This window comes from Silvibacterium acidisoli (assembly GCA_022870745.1).
In the GTDB taxonomy this organism is placed as follows: Bacteria; Acidobacteriota; Terriglobia; order Terriglobales; family Acidobacteriaceae; genus Silvibacterium.
Map to the genome: position 1 here is coordinate 974,568 of CP085323.1, position 17,978 is coordinate 992,545.

The window sequence follows — 17,978 nt, forward strand, 5'->3', positions numbered from 1 at the left end:
TCAGCTGCGGCAGAGCAGCTTGAGCGGATTCGGATCTTAAACTCGGCATCGCATCGGAATCGCCGCTGAACACATTCGAGGTTACGGGTGCTCTTCCGCGTTGCGAGTATCGAAGAGCAGATTTGTTGACTTGGCGATCAACTGAACCAAATCGCGTGAGCTAAGAACGCGCAAATAAAGAAGGTGAATATGAGTAGTGCCTTTACACAACAGGAATCTCGCGGCGAACTCGCGGCCAGTGGCCCGCTCACTCGCTTATCACTTTGGGTCACGCTTCAAAACTTACCCTTTTGGGTGCTGAGTATTGGCATGATCGTGATGCTTCTTTGGGCTGGTGCATTCAAGATGACCAAGCCCGGGGCTGAGGGCATCATTCCCCTGGTGTCAAACAGTCCGTTGATATGGTGGCAGTTCAAGCTACTCGGCCCCTATTTAGGCTCGGACATGATCGGAGCTACCGAGTGGACTGCGGCTCTGCTATTCATCATCGGCTATGCCCGCCCGAAGGCTGGCCTTATCGGAGCTCTGATAACCACGATGATGTTCTTCATCACCAGCACTATGCTCCTCTCTACACCGGACGCGACCATTGCGTGGAGGGGATTCCGCTACATGAACAACCTGGGGTTGTTTCTCTTCAAGGATGTGATCTCTTTCGGCGTTTCGCTGTACTTCATCAGCTATTACGGCCGTAAGTCGATGCCTGACGACGCCAAAGCCACATCGTAGCGAAGAGCATTTTCGAAGAAAGAACACGGAGACCCTTTAACCATGGGATCGCAAGTACAGAAACCCACGATCGTTCTTGTACACGGAGCCTTCGAAGATGCGTCGATCTGGAATGGCGTCATCGCTCGGCTTCAGAGCCAAGGCTTCCCAGTCATTGCGTTCGGCAATCCCTTACTTGGGGTGGCGGTCGACACCGCGTACCTGCGGAGCATCTTGAACAGGATTCAAGGTCCCATAGTATTGGCGGCTCACTCCTATGGTGGGGCTGTGATCACCCAGGCCGGCGCAGAAGATGCAAAAGTGAAAGCCCTTGTGTACGCCGCCGCGATCATGCCGGCGCCGGGAGAAGCCGCATCGAACCTTCTCGAACGCTACCCCGGCAGCACTTTCCCCACATCGGTTGAGCCAGTCAAGTACACGCTTCCTGATGGAACGAGTGGCACATATCTGCTTTATCAAGCTGACAAGTTCCACAGTAACGTCGCTGCCGATGTCCCCGGCAGAGACGCGGCACTCATGTTCATCACTCAACGTCCGATGAATCTGGCTGCATTGAACGAGAAGGTAACGGAGGCCGGCTGGGAGACCAAGCCGAGTTGGCAGATCAGGACTCTGCAGGATCTCGCCATACCTGTCGATGAGCAGAAGTTTGAGGCGGATCGAGCGCATGCCCATGTTCTCGAAGTTGATTCGTCACACTCCGTTACTGTCTCCCACCCTGATGTTGTCGCTGCGGCAATCGAACAAGCGGCTAACTCCATCTCAAACGAATAAAGATCCTGGAGGATAGGCATGGTGGAACCTCAGACGCAGATCGAAGACTACGACCTCGTCATCTTGGGAAGTGGGGCGGCCTCGAAGCTACTAGCATGGACGTTTGCAAGCAGCGGCAAGAAAGTCGCGGTCGTGGAGCGGAAGTACGTCGGCGGTGCATGTCCAAACGTCGCTTGCCTACCTAGCAAGAATGTGATCCATACGGCTCAAGTTGTGTACGACGCACGTCGCGTCGGAGTCTTCCGCTCGACTGCCTCCGATTGCTTTTCCATCGAGATGACGCGTGTGACAGATCGCAAGCGAAGGATGGTCAAAGGGCTCGTCGACGCGCATCTCGCCTTGTATAGTGGCAGTGGTGCGGAACTGATCATGGGGTCAGGGAAGTTTATAGCGGCGAAGACGCTGGAGGTCGACTTAAATGATGGCACCACGCGCGTCTTGCGAGGAGAGAACGTCATCATCGGAACCGGAACTCATGCCAAGGTCGACGGCCGCATCCCAGGCATGCTCTCGGCGAAACCACTAACTCACGTTGAGGCACTCGAGCTGGAGCAGACGCCAGAACATCTTGTCATCTTGGGCGCCGGATATGTTGGGTTGGAATTTGCGCAGGCGATGCGCAGGCTCGGCAGCAAAGTGACGGTCATAGACCACAATCACCATGTCCTTCACCGCGAGGACGAGGATGTCGTCGAAGGACTGCATTCGGTCCTCAAGGACGAGGGTATCGAACTGATTCTCAATGCGAACATCCAGAGCGTTTCCGGCACCTCGGGAGATTCCATTCAAGTCAACGTCGACATCTCCGGGGAACCCAAATCGATCGAGGGAACACATCTCTTAGTTGCAGCCGGACGCCTGCCCAACACGAAAGGCATCGATGCCGAAAAGGCAGGTATAGAACTGACCGAGGGCGGCTTCGTCAAGGTTGACTCTCGTTTGCAGACGACCGCGGCCGGCGTTTGGGCGGTAGGGGAGGTTGCGGGAAGCCCTCAGTTTACCCACGTCAGCGTCGATGACTTTCGAGTGGTCCATGACAACTTGTTAGGCGGGAATCATGTCACAACAGGAAGGCAGGTGCCTTTCTGCCTCTTTACCGACCCGGAGTTTGCAAGGGTAGGACTGAGCGAGAAAGAAGCCTTGGCAACTGGCATTGATTATCGCCTCTTCAGAATTCCGATGGCGGAGGTTCTGCGAGCACAGAGCGTGATGGAGACTCGTGGCTTCATCAAGTGCTTGGTTGATTCCCGAACAGACCACATTCTGGGCTTCGCCATGTTCGGGAAAGGAGCCGGCGAGGTTATGACCTGCGTACAGATAGCGATGCTGGCAAAGCTTCCATACACCGCCCTTCGCGATCTGATGATCGCTCACCCAACATTTGCCGAAAGCTTAGCCTCGCTGTTTTCTTCCGCCCCAAGAACGGTCAACAGACCCCGAAGTGACTCGTGACCGCTGTACCATTGGGCGGACTTCTTCGACATAAGCTCTACAGGATCGGAGTCTGATGTACGTAATACCTACAAGTCGGACTGCGTTGACGAACCGATCGCCCGACTGTCGAAAACAGGGCAATGCACTTGTAGAGGGCCAGCAGTCTGAGTCTGCGCCGGAATGCACCGGAGTCCAGGGAGATCAGTGGCTTGGGCGATGATGCATCATGGGGCATGGAGACAATCCGGCTCCGCAAACCTTCTCCACACCGCTCAATGATGGAATCAGCTGACCCTTCCAATCAATTAATTGGAAGGGTCAGGTTCGTGGAAGCGCCGGATCCGGGGTTTTCTACAGTCAGTGAAATGGTTTGTGGCGAATTCACATCGGCTGCGGAAACAGCAAATTTGAGATGGGTAGCATCGACATAAGTAGTGGTGTGTGGAACTCCATTCCAAAGAACCACCGCGCCTGGCATGAAGCCGCTCCCAGTAATCGTCAAGTATTGATTGCCGCTTTTGTGGATTACAGCGGCGGGTGCCACGCTGACAAGACCCGGTATTGGATTCGAGTGCGCCTCCGCCGGCAGAACGAACGGTCCCTTGAAGAGAAGCAACTGGTACGCTGCCAAACTTCCTTCAATGGGATCAAAAGCTCGAACCGCTAGTCCATCCTGTCCCCACCGTAGCAATTGGTAACTTTCTTCACCACTGCCGTTGGGAATGGGTAGCTCGTAGCTTTCTTCATTCGTGTAATTCGTAGTGTCGAATCGCTCCAGGTAAGCCGTGAAAGTTCCCGCCTGGTTCAGGCCAATCAGAAACACTTTCCTTTGCGCGGAGTCGGGCGCTACCGCATCGCCCGAAAGTCCATACCCAGGCGCACCGGGCGTAATCGGCAACAGAGCAACCTGTGAGGGTGGAGTAGTGGTAGGGTTGACGATTCCTCCATTATCTCCATACACCAGGCCATCCTGCCCGAGCGCGATGCTAAAGCCGGTGCCGCCTAATCCATTTAGACCTAGACTGTCGACCAGTGTGAGACCATTCGTGTCGACCGAATATCGAAGCAGATATTCATCAGCCGTATTTGAACCCTCGGAATAAAGATGAGTCTGATCTCCAAAGGCTATAGAGTTGCCCGCACCAAAGTTTGGTCGAAAGGCACCGCTGTTTCCGGAGATGTCGAAGATACCTGCTCCGTAGTAGCCGAAGTTGATCGCAAGTGTCGTATCACTCCCGGGTTGAACTGCAAGATCAGTAGGCGGCACGCTTCCCTGGCCAGGAACCGAAAGTGGAAAGCTTGCAGTAACGGCTTGATTCATCAGATTGAGTTGGCCGAGTGTATTGTTTCCACTGAATCCGATATACAACAGATTTCCATCTGCCGTTTCCGCCATGGCACCTGGCCCGTTGCCCAAGACCGTTGGAGTGCTGACGGTACCGCTGAGCGGATCAATCTGCACAAGACTGTTTCCGGCAATATTCGTCGCAACGGCAGGTACGGTCGCATAGAGCTTTCTGGTGAATGGCTCGTATAGCACATCCGTTGTCGGCACGTTCACCGACTGATAAATGCTCACGATCAATGGAGACGATTGCCCTCCTCCCGGAGAAGGAGTCGATACAGTGACCTTCCCCCAACCCAAAGTTGCAAGATAGCTGGACGGCGCGACTGCAGTCAGCTGCGTGGTACTCAAATAAGTAGTAGGCAACGGGTTGCCGTTCCACAGGACCACTGAAAGGGTGTTGAATCCCATTCCATCGACCGTGAGCGTGGCCGCATCCGACCCTGCGAGAATCAGCGAGGGCGAGACAGAAGTCATCGTCGGAGCAGCTGAGTAGTCTGCTCCGCTCACGGTCGTGGTTGCAGTGCCAACATTGTTTGACTCGACTGGATCGTAAGTACCGGACGAGACAAGCGCCGTGCTTTCGACAGATCCTGAATTCAGAACAGTTCCGGTGACCTGGACGGTTGCAGTCTGACCGCTCGCCAGACTGCCCAGGTTGCAGATCACCTGGCTGGTACCGCTGCAGCTGCCTGCGGAGGACACTGTGCCCTGATACGCGATGGTGTCTGCGAGCGTAGCGCTGAGACTGATTCCCTGTGCAGTGGCAGGTCCGGAATTTTTAACCGTGATTGTGTAAGTAAGACCGCCCCCTGTCGAGGACGAGGCTGGTGCCTTGACGGCGACAGAAAGATCAGCAGGAGATGCCGACAGATCCTTGACCACGGGAGATTGCAAAATATAGATCTGCTCGGAATTGTTGAACGCGAGGCCGTTTTGCCCCCAGCGAACAAGGTCGATCGCGTTAAAAGAAGGTCCGTTTGCGCTGGTGCCAGCCAGCACGATCGAACCTGTCTGAAGGAACGTTTTCTCGTCGAAGGCGAGGATTTGATTGCCGTCAGAAGGGGTGAGTGTATTTTGCGGAAGAACCCAGGCGCGTCCCAGTCCTGAATCGGAGACGGTGGGGCCTGCGGCCAAGTTCGTGCCGCTTGTGTAAAACTGCCCGGCCTTTGCGCCGGTGGTTGCATCCAACACCGCTCCATCATTCAAATACAGGTACCCAGCGTCATATTGGAGCGACGAGAAAGCAAAGTATGGCGAGACGAAAGTGGTGCTTCCGGTAATTCCGGTGCTATCGAGACTAAGTTCATTCAACCCGCTGGGACCATCGCTGAAGGTGGTGGAGTAAAGCGTTCCCGCGGAGAGCCCGAAACTCAGTGCTCCAGCGTTTTGATTGAAGTAACCATCCAAGACCCCTGGGCTCTGGCGAGCAATTCCGGAATCAAAGACGTTTACTTTCGCATCGCTTTGCAATACGGCGACCGAATTAGGCTGTCCGGGGAGAGCCGCTACACTCGCGGCAGTGATCGGATAGCTATACGTTTGATCTAGGTCATACTCGCCAAGAGAAATTTGACGGCTTGGTGTCGCCCCCGTCAGGTCGATTTGCTCGATGGCCGCGGCCCCATCCAGTGAAACGAAGAGCTCTGTGCCAGTGTCAGAGATGCTCAGCTTGTCCGGCTCGCTCCCCACTGGAATGGTCCGCGCGATGACGCCGGTACCCGGGTTGATAGCAACGACACTATTTCCCAGGCCAGAACCAGCATAGCCAGGAACCGAGGCGTACAACATACCGTCTTTTGAGTTGTAAGCCAGGTTATTCGTCGGCAGTGCCAAGTAGGTTGGAAATGCCTGCGATTGCGAAATGGCCGATGCATCTTCTGGGTTGGATACCGTAATGGAGCCGATGGTTGGCATACTCAAGTACGCAGCAGGGATTGTCGCACTCAAAGTCGCACCGCCGTAGGGCGACTTAACGAGCTGGGTGGCCAGGGGCCGAGTATTCCAGCTCACGATGGAGTCTGCCGTGAAGCCTGTACCAGACACCTGGAGCGTTAAGTCCGGGCTGCCGATCGGGGCGGACACGGGCGACAAAGCATCGATGGAAGGAACTGCGACGACAACGTTAAAGGCATAAGTGGGCGATTGCACTGAAACCGGGGTGGGATCTGTGACCACGAGAGCCAGTTTCCCCGCCTGGGCCAGATAGGACGCTGGAATGACGGCCGTGATCGATGTGGCGGTTTGGCTGCTTATCGCCAGCTTGTTGCCATTGATGGTGAGGACAGCGTTTGAAGCGAAGCCGGTCCCGGCAATGGTAATTGCGGTCTCCGCCGATCCCACCACAACAGAACCCGGTGTTACGGACGCGATCACGGGGGGCGCTATCCCCACCGTAAGGTAGGCCGTTGGAGAGGTTCCACCTCCGGGTGCCGGAGTCACTACCCTCACTGCAAGCGTTCCCGACTTCATCTGATCGGCAACCGTCGCGACAAAGGTCAATGTGGTTGGATTCACATAGGTGGTGCTACGCGTGTTGCCATTCACCTCTACCTGCGAGGTGGGCGTGAACGTCTGGCCCGTAACCGTGATCGTCGTTGCAGAGGTCGCCCCCATTGTAAGTGTCGACGGGTTCAGTTGAACGGGGCCGACTGAAGGGTTATTCACCGTTAGAGCTACCGCGGTCGAAGTGCCTCCGCCCGGTGCAGGATTCACAGCGGTTATGGAAAGAGCGCCGGCGGCAGATACGTCCGTTGCATTGAGCGGCGCGCTGACTTGAGTAGAATTCTGGAAAGCAGTGGTCCGGGGAATGCCGTTGACAAGGATGACAGTCGCAGGCACGAATCCTGTGCCAGTCACGGTTACAACCGGTGAGGCAGCATCGATCAGTTCACTCGTCGGCGAAACCGAAGTAAGGGTCGGCGCCGGATTGTCGACTTCCAGGTTGATTGGTGAACTGGAGCCGCTACCTGCGGGTCCGTTGGATACGACCACCGCTAACTCTGCCCCGCTCTGCAACTGATTTGCCGGAACCGTGGCGGTTAATTGATCACTACTGACATAGGTGGTCGCCTCGGCAGCGCCGTTCACCTGGACCACACTGGCACTGACGAATCCTGAGCCATTCACAGTCAGCGTCAGGGCGCTGGATCCTGCCGTGACGATCGCCGGGCTGATCGATGAAGCAGCCGGGCCGGGAGTGGTACCGCTACCAGAAGTGGTGCCGCTTCCAGAAACTGTCGAGCTCGTTCCGCCGCAGCCGCTCATGGAGAGAACAAATCCGGATGTTAGAACCAATGCAGAAAAATAAATCAGAGGCAGACTTAACCGCCATTGCGAGCACATTTTCACCGTGGGACCTTGTCTTCAAAATGCAAGTGAGGGTGTGCTTACAATAACCCATCAGTATGTAAACTTCTAAGGATAATTTGGCCGTGAGCATACTTAACGGCGCAGACGTTCCCGATCGCAGAACACCATACCGCGTTTCGATGACCCCACTTCGGCTGAACTCCCAAAAAGAGGCGCGGCTTCCCTACCAGGCGAAACGAACCGCGAGAAACTGGAACAGCCGCAGATCCCCGCCGACCTGGTTTCGCAACTAGACGAGGTCTCGGCGTCCGACGCGCCACCGCTCCGCCAGACGTGCGCTGTTACTACCCCGATAGATATTAAGCCCTCAAAGCTACTAGTCGGGGAAATGGTCGTCTGCGTCGTGGAGCGACCGGAATTCAGGAAGATCTGCGTGTCGGTCGAGCAGGCCGGTCCAATCCTAATGGAGCTCCAGCAGATGAGCAGGCGTTTTACGATCCACCCAACTTGGGCAGCTGGGTGTCTTTTTTTCTAAATACCTGGTTTTTTAAAGTTATTTTGGTTTCCCCCAGGGATTCCTACTGTTGCACGCAAGAGTTATTTCAGCATCATCGGAGAATATTCCCATTTGTATCCTCAGCCGGACGACGAGTACATTCGCTCGCGATTAAATCCTCTCCCCGACAACTTAACTTGTTGCTGCCGCATTCTGCCGCACCAGAGCCAGGGCGGATACGAGCGCCAAGGTTGAATCTCCGGGAAACAACCCGTCCGGCCCGTGCGGGTGGATATCTGTGAACGGGCTCTCGTAGAGCTTTGCAAGTTCGATCCAGCCTCGTGCAGCAAGATGATTGATCACCATGTCTATAAACTCAATCTGGTTGGCTGTCATATGGCGATCCTGAATGAAGCGGGCGAGCGCACTTTTAGCGGCCTCCCGGTCCATGCCTACAAGGGACCGCACGAAGAGCCCGAGACCCTCCGCCTCTTCAGCGGCAACATCGATTTCTTCCCTGGTCGTTCCTTCGGAGAGAAAGATCGCTTCCAGTGCGGAAAGGTCGTCAGGCGTCAGCGGCTCGTTGAATCTGAGCTTGTGGAGTGCGGCGTCATCCTCGTGCTTTTTCAGGAACACCCTCGCCTTCTCTCGCAACTTTTCGATATCTACTCCGATCGATGTTCCCGGAAGATCGATGATGCTCCCTTCGCCGATGTGATCTTCGATATCCGTGATGACATGGGCTCGCTTGCGGCGCTCGATGAACTGGACCAGGTCGCGCAGACCCTTCCTCACTGTCTCGAGAGTCACAACCGTTGCGCCCTCCCAGAACGCAGCCGTCTGGATCTCTTGCAGCATCGGAAGCTTTGCAGCTACGGCTGGAATCGCCGTCTGCGTCTCGAGAAGGCGCGCAATCTCCTGTACCTTCTCCTGGAGCTTCGTGAAACCAGCCTCCCCGCGTAAAAGCTTGAGTTGCATCTGCAGAAGCATCAGGTCAAACTGTTTGGCCTCAGGCCTCTCCGCTGGCAACGCCGAAGGCAGACCGGCGACATGGCTTGCAAGCGCGTTGCGATCTTCTTCTGACAATGCCTCCCAGGCCTCCGGTTGCGTAAACTGTTCCACCAGCCTGCGGTGCGGACGCACGAGAAAGTTCTCGATAGTCATGGCGGCGACCTCGCGATGCAGGCGCTCAGCCAGATCTTTACGCAGAGCATGCTCGGCCTCAACGGCCTCAGGCGTGTCGTGGATGAAGCGGAATGCCATGGCCGCGATCAGCTCCAGACGACTCACGAACAACCTCTTGCTGAGTGAGTCTGCGGTCGATCCCTCGGTCGTTTCCGGGTTTTCGCTGAAAAACTCGAGATTCTGACAGAAGTCGAAGATCAGGAAACGTTTCTTGTCCCTGCCTGGTCCCATCAGCTCCGGACACAGGCGCGTGCCGCGGCCTACCATCTGCCAGAACTTCGTCTTCGAGCGCACCAGCTTGAAGAAGACGAGATTGACTACCTCCGGCACATCTATGCCCGTGTCCAGCATGTCGACGGAAACGGCGATGTGGGGATTTTTCTCGGAATGCGAAAAGCTATCGATCAGGCTTTGCGCATAAGGGATACTGAAGTCGATCAGGCGGGCAAAGTGACCCGCGTAGTGCGGATAATTTTCGTCAAAGCGCTGCACGATAAACTCGGCGTGCCGGTGATTCTTCGCGAAAATAATGGTCTTGCCCAGGCGATCTCCGCCCGCGACCTTGTCTCCGTGGGTCATGAGATGAGCCAGAACCTTGTCGACCGTGTCCTTGTTGAAGAGCCAGTTGTTCACATCGGCAGCGCTCACCTCGTCGGGCACTTCGCCTTCTTCGTCATCCCACTCTAGTGCGTCCCAATGATCTTTCTGCTCTTCGGTCAACTCGTTGTACTTGATGCCTTCGCGCTGGAACTTCAGCGGCACGGAGACAGCCTTCGGAGGCACGAGGAACTTGTCCTTAATGGCGTCGTCCAGCGAATACTCATCGGTCGGCACCCCGTCCTCGAGCGCGAACAGGCGATAGGTGTTGCGATCGACCTCGTCCTTTGGCGTTGCGGTCAACCCGACTAGATAGGAATCGAAGTAATCGAAAATAGCCGCGTACTTCTGATAGATCGAGCGATGCGCCTCGTCCACGATCACGAGGTCGAAGTGTCCGGTGCCGAAGCGGCGCGTGCCGTTCTCGCGCTTCTCATCGATCAGGCCCATCATCGTGGGATAGGTCGAGATATACACGCGGCCGCTCTCGCTCTTTTCGGTGACAAGGTTCACCGGCGAGGACGAAGGCAGAAACGCCTTGAACGCATTTGTAGCCTGCTTCACCAGCGCCACGCGATCGGCGAGGAAGAGCACGCGCTTCGCCCATCCGGCCTTCATCAGCAAGTCGCACAACGCGATCACGGTGCGCGTCTTGCCTGCGCCGGTGGCCATCACCAGCAGGGCCTTACGCTGGCGATCCGTCTCAAATCGCTCGGCGACCTTGCGGATGGCGCGCGTCTGGTAGTAGCGCTCGACAATTTCAGCATCGATCTCTTCCACGGCCAGCGGCTTGCGCGTCTGCCTGCGCTGGATCAGCAGCTCCAGCTCGTCGTGCGTGTAGAAGCCGCTCACCGGGCGCGGCGGATGCTGGAGATCGTCCCACATCCAATGGTCGTAGCCGTTGGTGTAGAAGATGACCGGGCGCTGTCCGAACTGCGCCTCCAGGCAATCGGCATAAAGCTTGGCCTGCTGCTGGCCGGTGTGCGGACTCTTGCGCGTGCGCTTGGCCTCCACCAGCCCGAGCGGCTTGCCGTCCTTGCCCCAGAGCACGTAATCCACGTAGCCGATGCCGGAGTTCGACGGCATGCCGGTGACCTTGTACTCGCGATCCTGCTTGTGCTTCAGCTCCCAGCCGGCCTCGGCCAGCAGCAGGTCGAGGAAGGCATCGCGCGTCTCCTGCTCGTTGTAATCGTGGGTGTCGGGCGCAGCCTCGTTGCGCTTGCGGGCCTCGGCAATCTCGGCGCGGAGCTGCTGCAGCTCGGCATCCATCGCCGCCTGCCCGGTCAGCAGTTCGGCGAGCTTCGCGTCTTTCTCGCTCAGGGATGTTTCGAGTTCCTGCAGCTTCGCCTTTGTCGCCGGAGGAATGGGCGAGGTCGTCGGCAGCAGCATGGGCAGGAAATGGATCGTGTCGACGGGCTTGGCGCCGCGCGCGTAGGTGCGCGCCATCCAGAAAGAGAGGTGGAAAAGCTCGCGGACCGCGGCCAGCGCGTGTTCTTTCGTCACGGGGCGATTGCCGGCGTGGGCGGCATTGTTGCCGTGCTGGATGATGAGCCGCGCCTTGGCCTGCAGATCCTGCCCGGCCACGTTCACGAAGGTCTCTTCATGCACCATCGCGCTGAGGTTGGTCTGGTAGGGCAGACGCATACGGCTGTCTGCCTTGAAGAGCCAGTGCATCACCAGCTCCAGCGTGCGCCGCGCATGGATACAGGCCGTAGCCGGATCAGGGTACACAAACGATTCGGCTTTGACCGCGGACTCGTAAATCTGCGGCCACTCCACCTGGAGGAAACCGAAGTTTGTCGACATGGTTAGAGCTCACCTCGGAAGGCTTTGTGTTGGAGGGATGCGAACATGGTATTTGAAACATCTATCGCTTTGATTGACCGGCTTCGGAGGGATTGAATCATGTCAGCCTCCTCACCAAATCGGCGCTGTAAATTGGCATCTGGAAGATGCACTGGTAAGGACTTCAGATCGCCAAGATTCAGCCCGGAAACGGCCGCGCCCTTTGTGTGCTTTTGCATCCATCTTTGATATGGAACTGTTCGGAGCAGCTCTCGGATATATCGAGGATCGGCCTTGCTGATAGCTAGCCTCGCGGAGTCTTGTGTTATGTTTGCGCCGTCTAGTTCTTTGGCGATGGATGCAAGTCTGCCAACATGACCTCGGATGGACATCAAGAGATCGCCACGCTTGAGAAGAGAACGGCGATATTGATTGGAAATTGCTTCGGTCGTTTTCCTCACACCTCTCAGATCAACTGCACCGTCCTTCATATCAGCCACACGCACATATTGCACGCCTTGATCTTGCGGTTCTCCCGGCATAAGTATGCCGTAACAAATAGGACGATCCGGGTCGACGATATCTTGAAGCGCTTGCTTCATGCTGCGAGTATCGGGCTCAATGCGGCCGAACATTTCGAGGAAGAGGGATTGGGTGAGGGTGTCGAGTTTGGCGAGAGCCTGGCGGCGCTTGGCCCGCAACGCCTCCGCCTGATCCAGAATCGCCGCGATCCTCCGCTGCTCCTCAAGGGCTGGCACGGGAGTTTCGAGTCCTTCGAGAAAGTGCCGAGGTACGCGTCTCTGCCCTGCACTCCCAGTCATCTTCCGTTCACCTTCTGATACGATCCACGGCTGCCGCAGGAAGTGCGTTAGGTACTTTGCATCGAGAATTGCGGGCTTAACGCGAATGACATGGAACTCAGTTGTGCCGAAGCCGCACTCGTGTGAGATATCCGCAATGGCAATCTTCCCATTCTCGAAACACGGCGTAATTTTTGCCACGAGAACATCTTCAGCTTGGAAATAAGTGTATCCGGCCAAAACCTCCGCAGCCGGTCTTTCCAGTGCTGTCGTCGCAACGGAGCTTTCGGAGACAACGGAAGCCATAGGCATAAATGCGACGACGGGGTTCACAGCTAATAGCTGCTTACGTGGCGGCGTTGGATCGAAGTCGACGAGTTGTTTGAGTGGTAGTACAGGCCACTTCACCGCAGCATCCCCTCCAACTCTTTCAGCCCGGCTTCAATCTCCTTCTCCAGATCCATCAGCTCGCGCAGGATCACCTGCGGCGGCACGTGCTCGACCTCTTCATAGACCACCTGCTTGTAGCGATTGAGGCTGAGGTCGTAGTTGTTTTCGGCGATCTCGCTCTTCGGTACGCTGAAGCTCTGCGCGGTGCGCGGGCGCTCGCGTTCGGCTGCGTCCCGCTGCTTCCAGCGGGCGAGCGCGTCGGGCAGGTTATTCTTCGCGTGTTCGGCTTCAGTCAGCGGCTGCTTCGGGACAGCTCCCAGCTTTTCGAACGGCAGCAGCTCCTGGCGCTTGTCGTCGAGCGACCAGCCGTCGGCCTCCATGTCATAGAACCAGACCTGGTCGGTGCCGCCTGAATTTGTCTTGGTAAAGCAGAGGATGGCGGTGGAGACGCCGGCATACGGGCGGAAGGATCCCGAGGGCAGCGAGACCACGGCGTCGAGCTTCTGGTCTTCGACCAGGATGCGGCGCAGTTCCCTGTGCGCCTTGCTCGAGCCGAAGAGCACGCCGTCGGGCACGATGACGGCGGCGCGTCCGCCGGGCTTGAGCAGGCGCAGGAAGAGCGCGAGGAAGAGCAGTTCGGTCTTCTTGGTCTTGACCACCTGCTGCAGGTCTTTCGCGACATTCTCGTGATCGAGCGAGCCGGCAAAGGGCGGATTGGCAAGCACCAGCGTGTACTTCTCGTCCTCGCCCGAGTGGTCCTGCGAGAGCGCATCGCGGCGCTGGACATCCGGATTGTCGACGCCGTGCAGCAGCATGTTCATGCTGCCGATCCGCAGCATGGCCGCGTCATTCTCAAAGGCGTGAAAGAGGCCTTCATGGAAATGCTTGTTCAGCTTCGGATCGGCGAAGAGCCCGGCATGGTTCTCGCGCAGATATTCGCCTGCCGCCATCAGGAATCCGCAGGTGCCGGCAGCCGGGTCCACCATCACCTCGTCCAGAACAGGCCTGGGCGCCATCATCTCCACCATGAGGCGGATGATGTGGCGCGGCGTCCGGAACTGGCCGTTGGTGCCGGAGGTAGCCAGCTTGCCCAGCATGTACTCGTAGACGTCGCCCTTGGTGTCGCGGTCGTCCATGGGCACGCTGTCGATAAGGTCGACGGCGCGGGCGATGAGCGACTCGGGGATGGTGAAGCGGGCGTCGCGCATATAGTGCGCGTAGGTCGAGCCCTCGCCGAGCGTACGCAGCCAGGGGAAGATGTGGTCCGTGAAGCGCGTATACATCTCCTGCGCCGAGGCGTTCTTCAGGCGGCGCCAGCGGAAGTCTTCATAAGGCACGCCCTTCGGGTCGTTGCCTTCAGGAAAGATGACGCGCTCGATCGGCTTGCCTGTGTTGCGAGCCTTGTTCTCGGCAGCGGTCTGGATTTCGTCGAGGCGCTTGAGGAAGAGCAGGTAAGTGATCTGCTCGATGACATCAACCGGGTTGGCGATGCCGCCGGACCAGAAAGCGTCCCAGATACGGTCGATTTGATTGCGGATTTCACCAGTCAGCATTGCATTACCACTATCTCACCAAGGTTACCGGGTATGCATCCAGAGCCCGCCTGACCACCTGATTTCGATGCGGCAGACTAGATAGAGGATGAGTAAACAAAGATGCGCGAGTCAAAAGGTTTTAGCCTCTAAATGACGATGTTCAAGCGCCAGATCCTGGTCGAAAAAAGTATTTACCTGCCAGTATCCAAGGAGTAAAAATAGCTATTCCCTATCTGCTTCACTTTTGCTTTTGCTCGAAACCTGCCTTTGTTCTGGAGTGACGTTGGAAACCCTTGACCGTGAGACTGCAACTTCCAGGCCTTCCCATCAGGATGGCATCGTCCAGCTATTCGAGGACGTCCGCCGGCGGCTCGTCGAAACCGGTACCCGCAACCGGCTGATCCATGTGAACCGGTCGACAACACGCGGGCCCGTGCTGAACCTGATCAACGAGCGCTCGAACGATGTGTATGCAACGCTCTCCGCCCGCAAGATGATGCGCTTTCTGGCACGTGGCGTCGACAGAACCAGTGAGTCGAACGAGACCTCGCTGGCATTGCCGGATCCGGTTGAGACGATGGATCCCTCCCGTTTTACCGATGAGTTTCTGGAGACGCCGCTTGGCCCGGATGGGCTCCAGAAGAAGCTACTGAAGATTGCGCAGGAGGCGCGCACCGCCGAGGAAGAACAAGGCGTGAACATCCTCTATCTCGCACTGGGCTTCCTCACCTGGTATGAAGACAAGACTTCGCGCGTGCCGCGCGTCGCGCCGCTGATTCTGCTGCCGGTAGACCTGATCCGAAACGATCGCACATCTACATTCGACATTCGGATGCGGGAGGAAGACCTGATCGCCAATCTTCCGCTCTCGATCCGCCTGAGGGACGACTTCGGGATCCATCTGCCGGAACTGGAGGCGGAGGAGGAGTGGACACCGGCCGGCTACTTCGATCTGGTCGCAGCGGCGATCACGCATTGGCCTGCCTGGTCAATCGATCGGGACGCCATGCAGCTTGGATTCTTCTCCTTTTCGAAGCTGCTGATGTTCCAGGATCTTTCACCGTCCGCATGGCCGGACGGCTCACTACAGAAACATGCTCTGACGCGGGGATTGCTCTTCGAGGGCTTCGAGGGGCAGAGGATCTCCGAAGACCTCGACAGGAATTTGGATGATGCCCTGCCGCCGGCGAAGCTCTTCCATGTAGTCGATGCCGACGCATCGCAGGCCATTGCGATTGAAGAGGTACGCTCGGGACGCAACCTTGTAATCCAGGGGCCTCCTGGAACAGGTAAGTCGCAGACGATCTGCAACATCATCGCCACCGCTGTGAGAGAAGGCAAGACAGTTCTCTTCGTAGCGGAGAAGATGGCTGCTCTCTCCGTTGTGCATGATCGGCTTGTCAAGGTCGGGCTGCGAGATGTTTGCCTGGAGCTGCATTCGAGATCTGCAAACAAGAAGACCGTCGTCGAAGAATTGAGCAGAACATTGGACGCAGCGCAGGCTATCCCACGGGTTCCAGAAGACCCGGCTCCGCTGACAGCAGCGCGAGACCGGCTCAATCGAATTGCAAAAACCCTACACCAGCCGATCGGCGAGTCTGGAGAGACTGGCATCGGGGTTCTTGCCCGGCAGGCGCGCTATCTCGGCATGGGATACACACCGCCGAAGTTCGCCTCGGCGAAGCTGCTCACAATGAACCGCACAGAAGAAGATCAGCTATGCCTGTTGATTGAAGAGTACGGCAAGCTCATCACCACTCTTGGATCGCCTGAGACGAATCCTCTGCGAGCCTTACAGCGGCTCGACTTGCAGCCCACCGATCTCGCGAGGGCGACCGCGCTCCTGGAACAGACCATTGCTTCACTCGATGCGTTGGCAGCAGCAATCAAAAACTGCACCGATGCGCTCGGGCTGAGCTTGGACTGTACGGTATCCGATGCGGAAGAGATAGTCGCCCTGCTGCACCTTCTCACTTCATTGCCTGCAGAAAGTGTTCCCGCTGCGGAATCTTGCGTCGGAGTGACTGATCGTAAGCGACTGAGTGCCGCGCTGGAAGCCGGAATACGCTGGAGAGAAGCCGCAACTGCAGCCCGCGAACGATTTATGGAGCAGGCGCTCGACGCGCCGGTTTTCAATCTTCGTGCGGCAATCGAGGCGGGACAACGGTCTTTCTTTAGCCGGCTTGGGAGAAATTACAAGCAGGCCTCAATGCAGCTCGGCGGATATCTCACTGGGCCGATACCCAAGTCAGCGGGCGAACGGCTTGCACTGGTCGAAGAGCTGCTCAGGGTACAGTCTCTTCGCAAGCAGCTCAGGGACGAAGAGGCATACTGCGCGCAGAGCCTTGGGTCGCTCTGGCGCGGCGAACAAACGGACTTCGCGCATCTGCAGCCAGTCGCTGGCTGGCTTGCCCAGGTGGAGCAGTCCACGCTGGCCGTCTCACTCGAACGCGCTGTTAAACTCTCGGAAGAGCGCCCACGGCTGAAGAACCTCGTTGCGGAACTTGAGCAGACCGCACCACCCGCACGGCAATTGCTTGAGCAGGCATGCCGTGCGCTGAGCATCGACATGACGCAGTGGACGACCGGTTCGGCCGAGGATCGGTCGCTTCGCGATACAGTGGAGTCGCTGCGCCTGCTGCGCCTCCATCTCAAGGACTACGTAGCGTGGTCGAACTCCGCACGAACACGCACCAGGATGATCGACCTCGGACTCAAGTCGATCGTTGACGATATGCACGCTGGAGTTCTCCAGCCTGGAGCAGCAGGAGTGGAGCTTCGCTTCGCACGTGCAGAGCGGCTGTGGTCTGAGGCCCGCTCGATATATCCGCTTCTCCAGGAGCTGGATGGAATCAACCGCCATGAGCTGGTAAAGACCTTCTCCTCTCTGGAACGCGGTCACCTCCGGGATAACGTCACCCATATTCGCAACAGGCATCTGTCCCACATGCCCACGGGAGCACTCGGCGAGATGAAGATCGTGCGAGGAGAGATTGCCAAGCGACGCAGACTCATGTCTCTTCGCAAACTCATGAACAGCGCGCCGAATGCGATTCAGCGCATCAAGCCTGTGCTGCTAATGAGCCCGATCTCTGTTGCGCAGTATCTCCAGCCAGGAGTGTTCAAGTTTGATCTCCTTGTTATCGACGAGGCCAGCCAGGTGCGGCCGGAAGATGCACTCGGGGCCGTCGCGCGCGCAGACAAACTTGTCGTTGTCGGCGACCCTCGCCAGCTACCTCCTACCTCCTTCTTCGACAGGCTCCTGCTTGATGATGAAACTCGCGAGAATGAAGGTGGCGAGGATGAAGATCTCCTTGAAGGAGCGGCGAAGCTAGAGGAGATGGAGAGTATCCTGACTCTCTGCGAAGCACGTGGGCTCGGCCGGCGAATGCTGAAGTGGCACTATCGCTCGAAGGACCCATCTCTCATCGAAGTTTCAAATGCCGAATTCTATGACAACGAACTCGTACTTCTTCCCTCCCCTCTCAAGAACGATCCACGGTTCGGGCTTTGCTTCACCCGCGTGTCGGGTGCGTATGACCGCGGCGGCAAGCGGACAATCGCCTCGAGGGAGAAGCGCTGGTCAGGAGAGTAGC

The 17,978-nt window shown here is 57.2% G+C and carries 8 protein-coding genes; 4 read left to right on the plus strand and 4 right to left on the minus strand.

Translation table 11 applies throughout. The annotated features are described in order from the left end of the window. Positions 1-189: 189 nt before the first annotated feature. Genes LJD29_RS04045 through LJD29_RS04055 form a run of 3 tightly spaced genes read left to right on the plus strand, consistent with a single transcriptional unit; the run spans position 190 to position 2,955 of the window. The gene (locus LJD29_RS04045; protein WP_446744478.1) at positions 190-729 is read left to right on the plus strand and encodes a DUF417 family protein; all 540 of its coding nucleotides are present in this window, start codon (positions 190-192) and stop codon (positions 727-729) included. 42 nt (positions 730-771) lie between these two features. After that, on the plus strand, positions 772-1,503 hold the full coding sequence (locus LJD29_RS04050) for an alpha/beta hydrolase (protein WP_446744479.1): 732 nt from the start codon (positions 772-774) through the stop codon (positions 1,501-1,503). 18 nt (positions 1,504-1,521) lie between these two features. Continuing rightward, on the plus strand, positions 1,522-2,955 hold the full coding sequence (locus tag LJD29_RS04055; protein ID WP_446744480.1) for a dihydrolipoyl dehydrogenase family protein: 1,434 nt from the start codon (positions 1,522-1,524) through the stop codon (positions 2,953-2,955). Positions 2,956-3,238: 283 nt separating this feature from the next. On the opposite strand, the gene LJD29_RS04060 is transcribed toward LJD29_RS04055, so the two are convergent. The 4 genes from LJD29_RS04060 to LJD29_RS04075 all read right to left on the minus strand — a co-directional run bounded on the left by LJD29_RS04060 (position 3,239) and on the right by LJD29_RS04075 (position 14,400). Beyond that, complete coding sequence (locus LJD29_RS04060) at positions 3,239-7,549, minus strand: choice-of-anchor Z repeating domain-containing protein (RefSeq protein WP_446744481.1); 4,311 nt, start codon at positions 7,547-7,549, stop codon at positions 3,239-3,241. 733 nt (positions 7,550-8,282) lie between these two features. Beyond that, positions 8,283-11,678 (minus strand): DEAD/DEAH box helicase family protein, encoded by a 3,396-nt coding sequence (locus LJD29_RS04065; RefSeq protein ID WP_446744482.1) that lies wholly within the window; start codon positions 11,676-11,678, stop codon positions 8,283-8,285. A gap of 2 nt (positions 11,679-11,680) precedes the next feature. After that, positions 11,681-12,865, minus strand: a complete 1,185-nt coding sequence (locus tag LJD29_RS04070; RefSeq protein ID WP_446744483.1) for a restriction endonuclease subunit S — start codon at positions 12,863-12,865, stop codon at positions 11,681-11,683. Beyond that, complete coding sequence (locus LJD29_RS04075; protein ID WP_446744484.1) at positions 12,862-14,400, minus strand: type I restriction-modification system subunit M; 1,539 nt, start codon at positions 14,398-14,400, stop codon at positions 12,862-12,864. Before LJD29_RS04075 ends, LJD29_RS04070 begins: the two co-directional genes overlap by 4 nt. 265 nt (positions 14,401-14,665) lie before the next feature. Here LJD29_RS04075 and LJD29_RS04080 point away from each other — a divergent pair, with 265 nt between their 5' ends. After that, positions 14,666-17,977: a DUF4011 domain-containing protein gene (locus LJD29_RS04080; protein ID WP_446744485.1), complete on the plus strand. Its 3,312-nt coding sequence runs from the start codon at positions 14,666-14,668 to the stop codon at positions 17,975-17,977. The last annotated feature ends 1 nt before the right edge of the window (position 17,978 follow it).

Bases quoted from the DNA above. Each gene is read 5' to 3' on its own strand.
- LJD29_RS04050 (WP_446744479.1), top strand. From the start codon at position 772: ATGGGATCGCAAGTACAGAAACCCACGATCGTTCTTGTACACGGAGCC.
- LJD29_RS04055 (WP_446744480.1), top strand. From the start codon at position 1,522: ATGGTGGAACCTCAGACGCAGATCGAAGACTACGACCTCGTCATCTTG.
- LJD29_RS04065 (WP_446744482.1), bottom strand. From the start codon at position 11,678: ATGTCGACAAACTTCGGTTTCCTCCAGGTGGAGTGGCCGCAGATTTAC.
- LJD29_RS04045 (WP_446744478.1), top strand. From the start codon at position 190: ATGAGTAGTGCCTTTACACAACAGGAATCTCGCGGCGAACTCGCGGCC.
- LJD29_RS04075 (WP_446744484.1), bottom strand. From the start codon at position 14,400: ATGCTGACTGGTGAAATCCGCAATCAAATCGACCGTATCTGGGACGCT.
- LJD29_RS04060 (WP_446744481.1), bottom strand. From the start codon at position 7,549: ATGAGCGGCTGCGGCGGAACGAGCTCGACAGTTTCTGGAAGCGGCACC.